The 15,137-nt window shown below is 71.6% G+C and carries 15 protein-coding genes; 10 read left to right on the forward strand and 5 right to left on the reverse strand.

The window, feature by feature from the left end; translation table 11 throughout:
* Window positions 1–9: 9 nt before the first annotated feature.
* The 5 genes from LJB74_RS18115 to LJB74_RS18135 are packed head-to-tail and all read left to right on the forward strand — an operon-like array spanning window position 10 to window position 5,103.
* Entirely contained in the window at window positions 10–1,110 is a 1,101-nt protein-coding gene (locus tag LJB74_RS18115) for an ABC transporter substrate-binding protein (protein ID WP_259309844.1), read from the forward strand.
* A gap of 5 nt (window positions 1,111–1,115) precedes the next feature.
* Window positions 1,116–2,894, forward strand: coding sequence for an iron ABC transporter permease (locus LJB74_RS18120; protein ID WP_259309845.1), 1,779 nt, complete (start codon window positions 1,116–1,118; stop codon window positions 2,892–2,894).
* Between the two features lie 45 nt (window positions 2,895–2,939).
* Window positions 2,940–4,091, forward strand: a complete 1,152-nt coding sequence (locus tag LJB74_RS18125; RefSeq protein WP_259309846.1) for an ABC transporter ATP-binding protein — start codon at window positions 2,940–2,942, stop codon at window positions 4,089–4,091.
* Entirely contained in the window at window positions 4,088–4,906 is an 819-nt protein-coding gene (locus tag LJB74_RS18130; RefSeq protein ID WP_259309847.1) for a COG4280 domain-containing protein, read from the forward strand. Before LJB74_RS18125 ends, LJB74_RS18130 begins: the two co-directional genes overlap by 4 nt.
* Complete coding sequence (locus tag LJB74_RS18135; RefSeq protein WP_259309848.1) at window positions 4,903–5,103, forward strand: hypothetical protein; 201 nt, start codon at window positions 4,903–4,905, stop codon at window positions 5,101–5,103. The genes LJB74_RS18130 and LJB74_RS18135 overlap by 4 nt, the downstream gene beginning before the upstream one ends.
* Window positions 5,104–5,116: 13 nt before the next feature.
* On the opposite strand, the gene LJB74_RS18140 is transcribed toward LJB74_RS18135, so the two are convergent.
* The 3 genes from LJB74_RS18140 to LJB74_RS18150 all read right to left on the reverse strand — a co-directional run bounded on the left by LJB74_RS18140 (window position 5,117) and on the right by LJB74_RS18150 (window position 7,668).
* On the reverse strand, window positions 5,117–5,725 hold the full coding sequence (locus tag LJB74_RS18140) for a Chromate resistance protein ChrB (RefSeq protein ID WP_259309849.1): 609 nt from the start codon (window positions 5,723–5,725) through the stop codon (window positions 5,117–5,119).
* A 131-nt stretch (window positions 5,726–5,856) separates the two neighbouring features.
* Complete coding sequence (locus LJB74_RS18145) at window positions 5,857–6,666, reverse strand: hypothetical protein (protein ID WP_259309850.1); 810 nt, start codon at window positions 6,664–6,666, stop codon at window positions 5,857–5,859.
* 177 nt (window positions 6,667–6,843) lie between these two features.
* Window positions 6,844–7,668 (reverse strand): NAD-dependent epimerase/dehydratase family protein, encoded by an 825-nt coding sequence (locus LJB74_RS18150; protein ID WP_396125195.1) that lies wholly within the window; start codon window positions 7,666–7,668, stop codon window positions 6,844–6,846.
* A gap of 295 nt (window positions 7,669–7,963) precedes the next feature.
* On the opposite strand from LJB74_RS18150, the gene LJB74_RS18155 reads away from it, so the two are divergent.
* From LJB74_RS18155 to LJB74_RS18165, 3 genes are all read left to right on the forward strand, one after another.
* On the forward strand, window positions 7,964–8,839 hold the full coding sequence (locus LJB74_RS18155; protein WP_259310409.1) for a MerR family transcriptional regulator: 876 nt from the start codon (window positions 7,964–7,966) through the stop codon (window positions 8,837–8,839).
* A complete protein-coding gene (locus LJB74_RS18160; RefSeq protein WP_259309852.1) occupies window positions 8,836–9,450 on the forward strand; it encodes a GyrI-like domain-containing protein in 615 nt (204 codons plus the stop codon). Before LJB74_RS18155 ends, LJB74_RS18160 begins: the two co-directional genes overlap by 4 nt.
* A 187-nt stretch (window positions 9,451–9,637) precedes the next feature.
* Window positions 9,638–10,336 carry a hypothetical protein gene (locus LJB74_RS18165; protein WP_259309853.1) on the forward strand — a complete coding sequence of 233 codons (699 nt, stop codon included), beginning with the start codon at window positions 9,638–9,640 and terminating at the stop codon, window positions 10,334–10,336.
* A 160-nt stretch (window positions 10,337–10,496) separates the two neighbouring features.
* Here the strand turns inward: LJB74_RS18165 and LJB74_RS18170 are convergent, their stop codons facing one another.
* Window positions 10,497–10,925, reverse strand: coding sequence for a nitroreductase family deazaflavin-dependent oxidoreductase (locus tag LJB74_RS18170; RefSeq protein WP_259309854.1), 429 nt, complete (start codon window positions 10,923–10,925; stop codon window positions 10,497–10,499).
* Between the two features lie 209 nt (window positions 10,926–11,134).
* Between LJB74_RS18170 and LJB74_RS18175 the strand changes: the two genes are divergently transcribed.
* Window positions 11,135–12,166: an aldo/keto reductase gene (locus LJB74_RS18175; RefSeq protein ID WP_259309855.1), complete on the forward strand. Its 1,032-nt coding sequence runs from the start codon at window positions 11,135–11,137 to the stop codon at window positions 12,164–12,166.
* A 52-nt stretch (window positions 12,167–12,218) separates the two neighbouring features.
* Here the strand turns inward: LJB74_RS18175 and LJB74_RS18180 are convergent, their stop codons facing one another.
* Window positions 12,219–13,076: a polysaccharide deacetylase family protein gene (locus LJB74_RS18180; RefSeq protein WP_259309856.1), complete on the reverse strand. Its 858-nt coding sequence runs from the start codon at window positions 13,074–13,076 to the stop codon at window positions 12,219–12,221.
* Between the two features lie 240 nt (window positions 13,077–13,316).
* On the opposite strand from LJB74_RS18180, the gene LJB74_RS18185 reads away from it, so the two are divergent.
* On the forward strand, window positions 13,317–15,086 hold the full coding sequence (locus LJB74_RS18185; RefSeq protein WP_259309857.1) for a SulP family inorganic anion transporter: 1,770 nt from the start codon (window positions 13,317–13,319) through the stop codon (window positions 15,084–15,086).
* Window positions 15,087–15,137: the final 51 nt, after the last annotated feature.

The following is a 15,137-nucleotide window of genomic DNA, read 5'->3' on the forward strand; positions in this document are numbered from 1 at the left end:
GGAGACTTCATGTCCGTCCCGTCACGCCTCGCGCTCTACGCAGCATCCACCGCTGCTCTGGTTGCCGTCCTGTCCGGCTGCTCCGCCTCGGCGAGCGCCGCCCCCGCGTCCGGTGGCGCGTCTTCGACCTCGGCGGCGACGTCGCCCGCCGGCTCTGGCCCGGCACTCGTCGTCTACTCCGCGCAGGGGTACGACGGCCCCGTCACCAAGGCGTTCACCGCGGCCACGGGGATCCCCGTCAAGCTGGTCGACGACAGCACCGGACCGCTCCTCACCAAGGTCGCAGCCGAGAAGAACAACCCGCAGTGGGGGCTCCTGTGGGTCGACGGCGACACGGCGTTCGCAGCCCTCGACAAGCAGGGCCAGCTCCTCCCGTACACCCCGAAGGCGACTCTCACCGCCGCCGGTGCAGCGCTCACCCCGAGCGACCACGCGTACGTCCCGGTGAGCACCACGGTCATGGCGGCTCTCGTCTACAACAGCGCCAAGACGTCGACGGTGCCGACGAGCTACCAGGACCTGCTCTCGAGCACCTACGCGGGCCAGGTCGGCATGAACGACCCGTCCCAGTCCGGGCCGACGTACCCGTTCATCGCCGGGCTCATGAACCAGCTCGGCGGGCAGAGCAACGGGGTCGCGGCAGGGGAGGACTACCTGACGAAGCTCAAGAGCAACGGTCTGCACGTGTTTCCGACCAACGGTGACACCCTGCACGCGCTCGAGACCGGACAGATCACCTACGCCCTCATCCAGAGCTCGGCCGCAGCCGGCGAGATCGCGAAGGTGCCGGCCTCGGCCACGTTCGCCCCCAAGGTCGCCTACCTGCCGAAGGCCACCCTGCTCCCCGGGGTGATCGGCATCGACAAGGCCGCCCCTGCTGCGGTCCAGGCCGAGGCGAAGAAGTTCGTCGAGTTCGTCCTCTCGCCGGCAGGGCAGGCCGCGATGCAGGCCGGTGACCCGACCGGCGACTCGCTGTACTGGCCGATCGTCCCCGGCGTCAAGGCTCTGGCCGGGCTCCCGGCGATGCCGGCGTACCAGAAGATCGACCCGTACTTCTGGGGGCCGCTCGAGAACGAGGTCAACACGTTCTTCGACACGAAGATCAAGTAACCCTCATGGTGGCGGTCACGCCGCAGGTCCACGCCGGGGCGGGCGCGCAGGCCCGCCTCGGCGCGGTCCGGCTCGCTCTCTCCCGGGTCCGCAACGGCCCGTGGCTGATCTTCTGGATCGTCCTGGTCGCGATCCTCGTCCTGCCGATCCTGCTGTTCCTGGTCGTGGCGGTGAGCCCGCGCCTCCTGGGCCAAGGGGAGTCCTGGTTCACCCTCGACGGCTTCCGGCAGGTCCTGACCGGCGCCCTGGCTCGCGGGGCGGTCGACTCGCTCGCGGTCGGCACGACAGCGGGTGTCCTCGCGACGGCCCTCGGTGCCGCAGTCGCGTGGGTCGTCGTGCGGACCGACGTCGTGGGACGCCGGTGGTGGGCGGGCTCGATGTTCGCCCTCCTGCTCGCGCCGTCCTACCTGGTCGCGCTCGGGTGGGAGCGGCTGCTCGAACCCGCGGGGATCCTCGACCTCCTCGGGGTGCCCGACGCAGGGGCGCGCACCCTGCTGTACGGACCGGTCGGGGTCGTCGTCGTCCTGACGATGAAGGGCGTCCCGTTCGCTTACCTGGCGCTCTCCGGTGCGCTCCGTGGGCTCGGCGAGGAGTTCGAGGTCGCCGCGCGGGTGCACGGTGGCGGCCGCCTCGCCGCGGCGCGGATCGTCGCGGCCCTCGTCGCGCCGGCGTGCTGGTCCGCGTTCGCGATCGTGTTCGCCGAGTCCGTCAGCGACTTCGGTGTCGCGGCGACCCTGGCGAACGACGCCCACTTCCCCGTGGCGACGTACACCCTGTACCAGGCGATCGACAGCTTCCCGGTGCAGTTCCCGCAGGCCGCGGCGGTGGGGTGGGTGCTGCTCGCGATGGCCGGGCTCGCGCTCGCGGCCCAGACCCGGGCGCTCCGCGGGCGCAGCTACCGGGTGCTCGGCGGGCGGAGCCGACCGGCGCGTCGGCACCACCTCACCGGGCGGCTGCAGGTCGTCGTGGTGACGGGGCTGGCGCTGCTCGTGGCCGTCGGGCTGGGGGTCCCGACGGTCGGCGCCGTCGCGGCCTCGCTCGTCAACGGGCTCGGGTCGCTCGTCGGGGACCACCAGCTGACGCTGGCCAACTACAGCCGAGTGCTGCAGAGCCCCGCCCTGCGATCGCCGCTGCTCTACTCCGCGGGACTCGCCACGATCACCGCGACCGTCACCGCGGTGCTGGGGGTGGTCGCCGCCCGGATGCTCTCCACGCGAGGGGGGCGGATCAGCGGGAAGGTCCTCGACCTGCTGCTGCTCACGGCGGTCGCCCTGCCGGGCATCGTCTTCGCTGCCGGCTACATCTTCACCTACAACCTGCCGGTGGTGAACCGTCTGGGCATCCACCTGTACGGGACGACGGGACTGCTGGTCCTCGGCTACCTGGCGACGGCGCTCCCGTCCACCTCACGCGTGCTGCTCGGGAACGTCGGCCAGGTCCAGGAGTCGTTGCGCGAGGCCGGGCGGGTGCACGGCTCCGGGGCGGTCGCGTCGTGGTTGCGCACCGTCCTGCCGCTGCTCGCGCGCCCGATCCTCGCGGCGTGGGTCCTGACCTTCGCCGGGACCCTGCTCGAGCTGCCCGTCTCGCAGCTGCTGTACCCGCCGGGGCACGCCCCGGTGTCGGTGGGCATCACCAAGGCGCTCGCCAACTACGACTTCGGGGGCGGGACGGCGATGGAGGTCATCGCGATCCTGGTCGCGCTGTCGGTCGTCGGGCTCGTCTGGGCCCTGTTCAGGTTGCTGGCCCCGTCGGGCTGGCAGCGGGTGGGAGGAGGCACGTCATGAACGGTTCCGATCAGCGCGCAGCGGGGCACCACCTCGAGGTCTCGCGTGCCGTCAAGCGGTTCGGGGGGGACGACCGCCCTCGCCGGTGTGGACCTGACCGTCGAGCCGGGGGAGTTCCTCGTCCTGCTGGGGCCGTCGGGCTCGGGGAAGTCGACGCTCGTGCGTGCCCTTGCCGGGATCGAGCGGCTCGACGCCGGTCGCGTCCACCTGTCCGGGCAGGTCGTGGCGGACGGCAACCGTCACCTCGCGCCGGAGCACCGGAACCTGGCGATGGTGTTCCAGGACTACGCCCTGTGGCCGCACCTGACCGTCGAGGGGAACGTCGGGTACGCCCTGCGGCGTCGACGACTCGCCCCGGAGGACGCCCGGGCGCGCATCGGTGGCATCCTCGAGCGGGTCGGGCTCGGCCGGCACGGTGCGCGCTACCCGCACGAGCTCTCGGGCGGCGAGCAGCAGCGCGTCGCGCTCGCCCGCGCAGTGGTCGCCGAACCTCAGCTGCTGCTGTTCGACGAGCCGCTGTCGAACCTCGACGCGGACCTGCGCGAACGGTTGCGGGTGGAGATCGCCACCCTCACCCGGGAGTGCGGCGCGACCGCGATCTACATCACCCACGACCAGGCGGAGGCATTCGCCCTGGCCGACAGGATCGGGGTGCTCGATCAGGGCGAGCTGCTCCAGCTCGCGTCGCCCGAGGACGTCTACCGTCGCCCGGCGACGTCGTTCGTCGCGCGGTTCACGGGGGTGGCCGGAGAGCTGATCGGGACCGTCGTACGGTCCGTCGGCGAGACGGTGGAAGTGCGGGTGGGCGATCAAATCGTCCGGGCTCGGGGTCTGGGGCACCCGGTGGAAGGGGATGCCGTCCGGGTGGTTGTCCGCCCGGCTGCGACGAGCGTGACGGCGAGCGCCGGCGCGGGCGCGGGATTGCGGGCCGGTGTGCTCTCCGGCGTGGTGACCGACGTCGCCTACCGCGGTCGCGGGTACGACCACGTCGTCACCGCGGGACCGTGGGTGCTCACCGCGGTGCACGACGGGCAGGTGCATCCTCGCGGCACCGCGGTCGAGGTGGCCCTGGACCCGGAGCACTGCATCGCGTTCGTCGACGACGAGGCTCGCCGTTACATCGACGAACTAACGGCTGTTAGGCTCCAGGAGCCTCGCGATCGTGTGGCACCTGAGATGGCGAGGAGGCTCCCATGAGTGACACCGCCCTGTTCGTCGCCGTGTTCCTGGCATGCGTCGTCGAGGCCGTGGAGGCGTTGACGATCGTCCTGGCCGCCGGCACCGCGCGGGACTGGCGCTCGGCCATGACCGGCGTACTGGCCGGCCTGACGACCCTCGCGGTCACCATCGCCGCGCTCGGGCCGGCGTTGTCGTCCATCCCGATGAGCGGTCTGCGGCTGTTCGTCGGGGGCGTGCTCCTCGTGTTCGGCCTGCAGTGGCTCCGCAAGGCGATCCTGCGGGCGAGCGGGCACAAGGCCCTGCACGACGAGGCGCAGATCTACCTGACCGAGCTCGCGAACGCCGAGCGCGCGGTCACCGTGCGGCGTGGCGTGGTGGCGGACTGGTACGCCTTCACGCTGTCCTTCAAGGGTGTGGTGCTCGAGGGTCTCGAGGTCGCGTTCATCGCGCTCACGTTCGGCAGCAACCAGCACAACCTCCCGCTCGCGGTGCTCGCCGCGCTCAGTGCGGTGGTCGTCGTGACGGCGCTGGGGCTCGCGCTCAAGGCGCCGCTCGCCTCGGTGCCGGAGAACAGCATGAAGTTCGTCGTCGGGGTGATGCTGACCTCGTTCGGGATCTTCTGGGGGGCCGAGGGTGCCGGTGTCACCTGGCCGGGGTCCGATGCGGCGCTGCTGGTCCTGATCCCGGCGACCGGGGCGTATGCGCTCGTGCTTGTCTCGCTCTTCCGCCGCCAGGTCGACGAGCCGGCTCCGGCCGACGACCCCGCCCGTCTGGCCGAGAGTGCTCGTCTCACCGACAGTGCTCGTGCCACCGAAGGAGTGTCCGCTTCATGATCAGCAGGCTCCGCGCGTTCGGCGCGTTCTGGTACGACTTCCTGATCGGCGACGACTGGCGGGTCGCGCTGGGCGTGGTGCTCGCCCTCGCGGTGACCGCCGTCCTGAGCGGCCGCACCAGCATCCCGGCATGGTGGATCGTTCTGGTGGCCGTCGCCGTCCTGCTGCCCACCAGCGTCCGACGCGCGACGCGCTAGTCGGTCCGGCGGTTCAGGCGCCGTCGCCCTCTTCGAGGTAGACGCGGGCCGCGTACGCCTCGAGCGCCTGGGCGCACCCCTCGAGTGCCTCGTGCGCACTGGCCCTGGTCGACGCCCCGAAGACATCGCGGGCGAGCACCTTGCCGTACCAGTTGTTCAGCTTGACGAGCTCGACCTCGTTCTCCTCGAGCTCGCCGTAGGTGAAGTGCTCTGCCGTGTACTCCTTCTCGAGACCGGCGTGGAAGTCCACGCACTTGTCGAGGATCTCCTCGTACTCGCTGTCCCGCGCGGCCTGGAAGAGTGCGAGCACGTCCTGGCCGCCGACGAGGGCCGAGCAGGACATCAGGACGGCCGTCCCCTCCATCTCGAGGATCTCGCGGCGCAGCCGGCGCAAGGCGCGCTCGGCGGCGTCGCCGGACGGAAGGGCAGCGACGGAGTTCTGCACGTACACCGCCCCGAGCGACTTGAGGCGGCGCCACACCGCGGCGCGCAGTCGGCTGGGCTCGGACGGCACCCGGTAGATCAGCAGCAGCCACTGGTCCGGGTTCGGGGCGGCAGACGTAGCAGCGGCAGCAGGGGAGGCCGATGCGGCCGGAACCTTCGGTACCTCGGTGTCGCCCACCCGGTCAGTCTGCCAGAGGGGCACCGGGGTCTCACATCCGGCGCACTTGGACGACAAGTCCTCGATCGATCCCTCGGCGCGTCCCGCGATCGAACCTTGGGCGCGTCCCGCGAGCGGTTGCTCCGGCGACGTCATCGGGCCGGCCGGTCGTCGCCCATGCGCGAGGACGTCCGCGCGAGGAAGGCGACCGAGACGGCGATGAGCAGGATCAGCGTCAGGCTCACCGGCCCGGTCCCGAGGTCGAGGCCGCCCCGGGCCCGTGACACGCCGAGCCAGTCGGCGAACGAGGCACCGAGCGGGCGCGTGACGATGTATGCGAACCAGAATGCGACGACGGGGTCGAGGCCGAACCTCGCGTGGGCGACTGCCGGGATCGCAATGACGACGGCGAAGAGCACCCCGGAGTCCAGGTACCCCAGGTGCAGGGTCACGGCGGTCATGTCACCGGCCGCGGTGCCGAGCGCGAACGTCGTCATGACAGCGAGCCAGTAGAAGACCTCGCGACGCACGGTGACGATGCTGTGGATCGAGAGCGTGCCCTCGGCGCGGTACCAGAGGACGAACACCGCGGCGAGAGCCACCGCGAACGCCGTCGTCGAGACCAGGTACGGAACACCGAGCCCGACGTGCACGACGTCGGCCGCCATCGTGCCGAACACCCCGACCATCGACACCGCGAGCCAGTAGATCCACGGACGGTAGCGCGATGCCCGGAGCTGGAGCGCGATCGCGACCGCGAGGCCCACGGCGCCGAGGACGACGGCGAGCACGGAAGGCATCCGGTGCACGAGGAAGTCAGAGGTCGACTCGCCCATGCCGGTGGTCAGCGCCTTGGTCACCCAGAACGCGGCCGTCACCGCGGGCACCTTGCTCGCACCCTGGGGCACGGCGGTGCCGATGGCCGCGGGGGAGCGGACCTGCTGCGCGTCGTCGGCCGTCACGGGGGCATGCTGGCAAGTGTTCCTGTGACGGTTGCCGCCGTGCCGACTCGGCTGCGGTCGGGACTGTCTGATCGTCGGTGCAGGTGCAGGTGCAGGTGCAGGTGCAGGTGCAGGTGCAGGTGCAGGTGCAGGTGCCCGCGCCCCGGAACCGAAGCGGAGTCGATGCCCCGGGTGTCGTCACTCGCGGTGCGCGATGAGAGCGGACCTCACGCGTCGTTCCTCGTCGTCCGTCAGGCCGGCCTGTCGGGGTTCTGTGCGCTGGTTCTCGTACTCGAGGGTGTCGCGCAGCGTGTCCATCAGAGGGCGGGTCGTGAGGCCGGCGGCGCGTGCCCGGTCGGTGGTCATCGTGGCGAAGCCGCGCCATGCGGGATCGTCGATCCACAACGGCAGTGTGGCCGGCCCCATCCAGGCGCCGATCCCGAGCTCCGCGAGCGTCGCGGCGGGGACAGGCCGTGGTCGGGCGGTGCTCGTGGCCACGTGCGCGGCGGTGGCGAGGACCTCGCGGAACGTCGTCGTCGGGCCCGTGGCGTTGAACGTCCCGTCGAGGTGCTGCTCGGCGGCCGCGACGATCCAGGCGGCCAGGTCGCGCACGTCGATCAGCGCGCACGGGAAATCAGGGTCGTCGGGGACGATCACGTCGTCGCCGGTGGGGTGGGCGAACCGCCACGGCCAGTACCCGCTCCGTCCGGACACGTCACCCGGTCCTCCGATCAGCCCTGATCGCACGATCGTGGCGGAGACCCCGCTGGCGCGGACGGCATCCTCGCACGCCACCTTGGCCTCGCCGTAGGTCGACATGTCGGCCATCACGTCACTGTCGAGCGGCGCACGGACCGGAGCGTTCTCGTCCTGGTCGAGGGTGGAGAAGTCCGCGTAGACGTTGCCGGAGGAGATGAAGACCCAGTGCGACGTGCTCAGGTCGCGAACCGCCCGGCGGACGTGCCCCGGCTGCCGCGCCACGTCGATCACGGCGTCCCAGTGACGCTCGGCGACGGGCGCCAAGCCGTTCTGACAGTCGCGGTCTGCTGAGATCGATGTCGTGCCCGCCGGGGCGGGCGTGCTGCCACGCGTCAGGCAGGTCACGGCGTGCCCATGCTCGACCGCAGCAACCGCGATCGCGCGACCCAACAGGGCGGTTCCACCCAGCAGCAGCATCTCCACGTCCGCCAGTGAACCCGACGACCACCCGACCGACCTCGTGCGTTCGCGGACCGCGGAACCGTGCTGCCGAGCGACGGCCGGGGCGCTGCCGTCGTGCCCTTGCGTCTGACACGGTGTCAGAGTGTGTGCTGTGGACATGCCTCCCCACGGCGAGCGACTGCTGACGATCGGCGAGTTCTCACGGCTGTCCCAGCTGAGCGTCCGCATGCTTCGGTACTACGACGAGCACGACGTGCTGCGCCCGTCCCGGGTGGACCGCCACTCGGGCTACCGCTCCTACGCCCCGACGCTGCTGTTCGCGGCGCGCTGGGTGCGCGAGCTGCGCGACATCGGGCTCGGGGTCCACGAGATCGCGGCCTGCGTGCCGGTCCTCGACGACCCACGTGCCGTGCGCGCGGTGCTCGAGCGGCAACGGACGCGGCTCATCGCCGAAGCCGCCGACGTCGTCGACCGGATCCGGGAGGTGGACCACCTCGTCACCGCACTGGAGGGACCTGTCATGTCCGTCTCGATCACGCACCGCACCAACCCGGCTCGTGTCACCGCGTCCGTCCGCGACACCATCCCGACCTACGCCGACGAGGGCCGGCTGTGGGAGCGCCTCATGCCGGCGCTGTTCACCGCCGGGGCCACCCTCGCACCCGACGCGCGTGCCATCGCCGTCTTCCACGACGAGGACTACAAGGAGTCCGACTGCGACGTGGAGGTCCAGCTCGACGTCGCGGCCCCGTTCGCCGCATCCGGCGATGTCCGCTGCGTCGAGGTGCCCGCCCAGGAAGTCGCGGTCGCCGTGCTCAACGGCCCGTACGACGGCATCGGTGCCGTCATGGAGGCGGTGGGCCGATGGGTTCCGGAGAACGGGTACCGGTTCGCCGGCCCGATGTTCAACGTGTACCTCGTCTCGCCGCACGAGGACCCGGAGCCCAGCCACTGGGTGACGGAGGTGTGCGTGCCGGTCGCCCGCTTCGCCTCGTCGGACGTTCCCGGTGCCGCTGTACCCAATGCGCGATGACCGCGGACAACGACCTGCGACGCGATCATCCCCGGCTGTACCGCGCGCCTGATGTGCCCGTCCGGCTGACGGTCCCGCCGCTGCGCTTCGTGATGGTCGACGGGTCGGGTGACCCAAACACGTCACCGGGTTATGCGGACGCCGTCAGCATGCTCTACGCGGTGAGCTACGGCGTGCGCGGTCTCGTCAAGCAGTCCGGTGGCACACCATGGACCGTGCTGCCGCTGGAGGGTCTGTGGTGGGCGGACGACATGTCCGCCTTCATCGCCGGAAGCCGCGGCGACTGGCTCTGGACGATGATGATCGCCCAGCCCGAGGTGGTGACCGTCGATCTGATCGAGCTAGCCGTGTCGGCGGCGGTCGCCAAGGGTCGGGCGGCCGCGGCTGACCGGCTGAGGTTCGAGGCGTTCGACGAGGGCGACGTCGTCCAGGTCATGCACCACGGTCCGTACGCCGACGAGGGGCCGACCATCGCCGCGCTGCACGCGTTCGCCGCCGACCACGGGTGGGAACGGGTCGGGAAGCACCACGAGGTGTACCTCAACGATCCTCGTCGGGTGGCGCCCGCGGCGATGCGGACGATCCTGCGGCAACCGGTGGCCGCGGCCTGAGGCGCGGCACGGCGTCGACCTGCCGGTCGTGCGGGTCCGTCGGGGGACCGGATCGCAAGCGACTGTGGAGTTGCCGTCACAGCGCTACCGTGCGGTGTGACGGTCGGGACCGGGCGGAGTCGACCGGGATGCGTCGGCGTCGTGCGCGTCGTCGAGCGACGCGGTCGTGCGGGTGGTCGAGGGGGCGATGGCGTTGTCGTCTGGGGCTGGTTCCGTCGGCGAGGAAGCCGGGCGGGCGACGGGCGACCCCGCCGTTCCGGGTCCGACGGCGGCGGTCTCCGGGCTCGATGAGTCGGCGAGCGGGAGCGGGTCTCGCCGTCACCGGTGGCATCGGCGTCTCCTCGCGGCGGCGGCGGTCGCGGTGCTGGCGGGTGGCGCGTTCTGGTGGTTCAGCCCGCACCCGGCGATGGACCTCAGTGGCACGGACAACACGCTGGTGTGTGCCACGCGGACCACGGCGGGCGAGCGTGACGTCGTCCTGGGCAACGTCGCGTTCGCGCCCCCGAGAGTGGTGGACCTGCTGTCCGTCCAGCTCGTCGACCCGGTGAACATCACGCTCGTCGACGCGAAGATCGCTCCCACGGTCCCGCAACGAGGCGGCGGCGGGACCATCCCCGGACTCGCTCTCGGCTGGCCGCTGACGGCGGAGGACCGCGCCTCCTTCACGCTGGACTTCGCCGCCGAGCGAGACCTGGTCGGGGCGCATCTGACCGGCGAGGTCGCGGAGGCGCCGATCCTGCACCTGCAGGTGGGCGACCCGTCCCGGGACGCATCGTTCCGGTCCTGGCGCGTCGTCTACCGGATGGACGGGCGCCGCTGGGTCTCGACCTTCACCCACGCCTTCCGGATGCCCGGCGGCGTCACGTCCGCCCCCTGCACGTTGTGAGCGTGAGCCGACGCCGGACGTCTCGATGCCCTGGCCCTCGAGATCGTGAGTCATGGTACGAGATCGTCAGTCCAGACTGTCGATCTCGCACCGGACCGACGATCTCGCGATGTGGGTGTGGGGCCGTGGTGACCGTTCGGGGGGACGTGCGGCGTGGTCGTCAGACCCGGCGCAGCGCGAGGACCGGGATCGTGCGGACTCCCGCTGTCTTCTCCGCGTAGCCGGCGAAGCCCGGGTAGCGGCCGGCCTGCTCGGCGAAGAGTCGGTCACGATCCGGGCCGAGCACCTCGGTCACGGTGACCTCGTAGGTCTGCGTCCCGACCTCGACCTCGGTGCGCCCTGCCGTGAGGAGGTTGTGGTACCACTCCGGGTGCGTCGGCGCGCCGGCCTTCGACGCGAACACGTAGATCGTCGCGGGGTCCGCATCGTCGGCGAGGTACATCACGGGTGCGATGTACTCGCGTCCGCTCGAGCGCCCACGGTGATGGAGGAGCGTGAGCGGTGCGTCGGCGAACGGTCCGCCGACCTTGCCGGCGTTCGCGCGGAACTCCTCGATGATCTTCGCGTTCCAGTCGTTCGTCTCGGCCACGTCGCTCTCCCGTTCGCTGCTGTCCTCATCGGTCTGTGCCCGTGGTGGTCTGTGGTCCCCCGGTCGGCCCTGGAGTGCCCGGTCCGCTCACCGTGCCCAACGCGTCCGCGTGGTGAGAACTTCCGGCCGATTGCCCCGCCAGATGTGCGACGATCAAGCCGGCCAATCACTTCTGGCACTACATGTCGGACTATTCAGAAGGAATGCTCATGCGCTATCGCACTCTCGGTCATAGCGGGGCCGTCGTCTCCACCTACGCCCTCGGCACCATGACCTTCGGCAACGAGGCCGACGAGACCACCTCCCACGCGATCCTCGACGACTACGTCGCGGCCGGCGGGAACCTGATCGACACGGCTGACGTGTACACCGCAGGCACCTCGGAAGAGATCGTCGGGCGATGGCTCGCCGCGCACCCCACCGAGCGCGACCAGATGGTCCTCGCCACCAAGGGGCGTTTCCCCATGGGCGACGGACCCAACGACCACGGGACGTCCCGCCGTCACCTCCGCGTCGCGCTCGACGCGTCCCTGCGCCGACTCGGCGTGGAGCACATCGACCTCTACCAGATGCACGCCTGGGATGCGATCACCCCGCTCGAGGAGACCCTGCGCTTCCTCGACGACGCGGTGCGTGCCGGGAAGATCGGCTACTACGGGTTCTCGAACTTCCTCGGCTGGCAGCTCACGAAGGCCGTGCACGTCGCGCGCGCCCTCGGCTTCGCGCCGCCGGTCACGTTGCAGCCCCAGTACAGCCTGCTGGTCCGCGAGATCGAGTCCGAGATCGTGCCGGCGTCCCTCGACGCGGGCATCGGCCTGCTCCCGTGGTCTCCGCTCGGGGGCGGCTGGCTCACCGGCAAGTACCAGCGCGACACCGACCCGACCGGAGCGACGCGCCTCGGTGAGAACCCGAACCGGGGGATGGAGGCGTGGGAACCCCGGAACAAGCAGGAGCGCACCTGGCGCATCATCGACGCGGTCGGCGAGATCGCGGCGAACCACGGGGCCGACCACGCACAGGTGTCCCTCGCCTGGCTCGAGGCCCGTCCCGCGGTGACCTCGGTCATCCTGGGTGCGCGCACCCAGGCACAGCTCGCCGACAACCTGGGTGCAGCTGCCATCGCCCTCACCCCGGACGAGACCGAGCTCCTCGACACGGTGAGCGCACCGGTCCTCGGCGACTACCCGTACGGTGCGGGCGGCACCGCACAGCGTCACCGGTCGATCGTCGGCGGTCGCTGATGATGCTCGCGCGCTCACCGCGAGGTGAGCGCGCGAGCAGCTGCGGCAGGTCTCAGCCGAGCATCTCCCGCAGGTCGACGAACGTGTAGCCGCGTGCGGCCAGACCCTCGATGACGGCGGGCAGGGCGTCGGCGTCGAGGGTCGTGCCGTCGGTCGGGTTCGCACCGACGTGCATGAGGACGATCTGGCCCGGCTGCGCTGCATCCAGGACGCGCTGGAGCACCGTGGCCGCGTCGACGCCCCCGCTCGTGCCCTTCCACCCGAGCGTGTCGACGGTCCACCGGAAGGGGATGTACCCGGCAGCGTTGACGACCTGGATGTCGAGAACGGTGCGCGCGCCGTACGGGAACCGGAACAAGGGCTTCGCCGGTACCCCGGTGAGAGCGACGATCGACCGCTCCGCCGCGGCGAGCTCGGCCTGGATCTGGGCGGTCGTCGTGACCGTGAAGTCCGGGTGCGTGTCGCTGTGGTTGCCGATCGGGTGGCCCGCCGCGGTGATCGCCCGCACGGCGTCCGGGAAGGCTCGCGCGAACGCTCCGGTCACGAAGAACGTGGCGCGGACGTGGTACCGGGTGAGGGTGTCGAGGATCGGGCGCACACCTGTGTCGGACGCGCCCGCGTCGAAGGTGAGGGCGACGACCTGCCGGGTGGTGGGGAGGCGCGTGACGTCGATCCCTCGCCAGGCGTCGGGGATCGATGCAGGAGAGGGAGGTGGCGGCGCAGCCGAGGTCGGTGCGGGTGGCGCTGACGGGGTCGCAGTCGGTGGCGTGGACGGCGACGGCGCTGACGACGTCGCCCCGGCCGATGAGGTCGGCCCGACGGGCGACTGCGTCGAGCGGGCAGGGGAGGGAGAACCCTCGTCCGGTCCGGTGCATGCGGATGCGGTCACGATCACGAGTGCGGCGAGCATCGCGAGCACTGGTCGGTGCCGTGGTCGGGCAGCCACACGGTCGGCGGCTGCAGGCGCGCGACAGGTCCGGACCGGGATACCCCACGTCGCCGCGGTGCCCACTCCCGCTCACCCCTCGACGGCCGGCAGCGCGGCTGGCGATGCCGCCAGCACGACGCGCCCCGGCGCCCAGCTCCAGCGTGCGCCGTCGGGGCGCGCGCCGCCAGCGAAGGCCCACGTGCACCGCCCTAAGGTGGGGCCATGAGCGGGTCCGCGGGGCGCGGGTGGATCGACGAGCTCCTGCCTGGCATCGGTGTCGCACGGCGGTACGAGCGCGCCTGGCTCCGGCCCGACCTCACCGCCGGAGTGGCGCTCTTCGCCCTGGTGATCCCCGCCGGGATGGCCTACGCCGAGGTCGCCGGCCTGCCGCCCGTCACCGGGCTGTACGCGACCATCGTGCCGCTGCTCGTCTACGCGGTCATCGGCCCGTCGCGCGTGCTCGTGCTCGGACCGGACTCGTCGTTGGCCCCGATGATCGCCGCCGCGGTGCTGCCCCTGGCACTCGGGAGCACGGAGCGAGCGGTCGCCCTGGCCGGGCTCCTGGCCGTGCTGATGGGTCTGGTGCTCGTCGTCGGCCGGGTGCTGCGCCTGGGCTTCGTGACGGGCCTGCTGTCGCGACCGATCCGGGTCGGCTACCTCAACGGCATCGCCCTCGTGGTGATCGTCGGTCAGCTCCCCAAGCTGGTCGGGATGTCCGTCCCCGGCGGATCGGTGTGGGAGACCTTCGGTCAGACGGTCAGCGGCATCGCCGCCGGCAGGGCGAACGGTCCGGCGGTGCTGGTCGGCGTCGCGTCGTGGGCGGTCATCGTGCTCGCGCGACGGTGGGGCTCTCCCGTCCCCGGCGTGCTGATCGCGGTCGTCGGGGCGATCGTCGCCACTGCGGCGTTGCAGCTGGGTGCGCGCGTCCCGGTGGTCGGGGCGCTCCCGCAGGGCCTGCCGACGCCGGCGCTGACGGGGCTGCACCCTGTGGATGCGGCGGAGCTGCTCGCTCCGGCCGTCGGCATCGCCCTGATCGCCTTCGCGGACACCGGTGTGCTCTCCCGGACGCTCGCCGGCCGCCACGGCTACGTGGTCGGTGGCAACCAGGAGATGGGAGCGCTCGGCGTCGCCAACGTCGCGAGCGGGCTGCTCGGCGGGTTCCCGGTGTCCGGGAGCGCCTCCCGCACGCCCGTCGCGGTGCAGGCAGGCGCGCGCACCCAGCTCGCCGGCGTGGTGGCTGCGGGTCTCGTCCTCGTCTTCATGACGCTGCTCCCCGGGGTCACCGCGTACCTGCCGTCCAGCACGCTGGCTGCGGTCGTGATCGTCGCGGCGTCGTCCTTCGTGGATGTGCGTGCCCTCGTCCGCCTGGCGCGGATGAGCCGGAGTGAGACCGCGCTCCTGGTCGCGGCCTTCCTCGGTGTCGCGTTCATCGGGGTGCTCCAGGGCATCGTCGTGGCGATCGGCCTGTCGCTCGCCGCGTTCGTCCGGCGGGCCTGGGACCCGTACCGCGCGGAGCTCGTGCGCCTCGACGGGACGCCCGGGTACCACGACGTCAGTCGGCACCCCGCCGGTCGGCGCCTTCCGGGGCTCGTGCTCGCGCGTTTCGACGCGCCGTTGTTCTTCGCGAACGGTGCCGTCTTCGTCGCGTTCGTGAAGGAGCTCGTCGAGAGTGCGCCGCAGCCCGTGCGATGGGTGGTCGTCGCCGCCGAGCCGATCACCGGGATCGACACGACGGCGCTCGACGACCTCATCGAGCTCGACGAGTACCTCGATCGGCGGGGGACCGACCTGGTCTTCGCCGAGATGAAGGGACCGGTCAAGGACCGCCTCCTGCGCTTCGGAGCAGGCGCACGGTTCGGCCCGGAGCACTTCTTCCCGACGGTCGGCAGCGCCGTGAAGGCGTACCGGCGGAGGTTCCGGGCAGGCCCGGACGCGGACGGCCCGGAACGGCCCGACGGGACGGACGGCGCCGACGGTCCCCGGCCGGCGTAGGCCACTCGCTCGGTCGCCGGTTCCGCCACCGCCCGACCGGCGCCGGGACGC

The sequence above is a fragment of the Cellulomonas sp. P24 genome, assembly GCF_024704385.1.
In the GTDB taxonomy this organism is placed as follows: domain Bacteria; phylum Actinomycetota; class Actinomycetes; order Actinomycetales; family Cellulomonadaceae; genus JAJDFX01.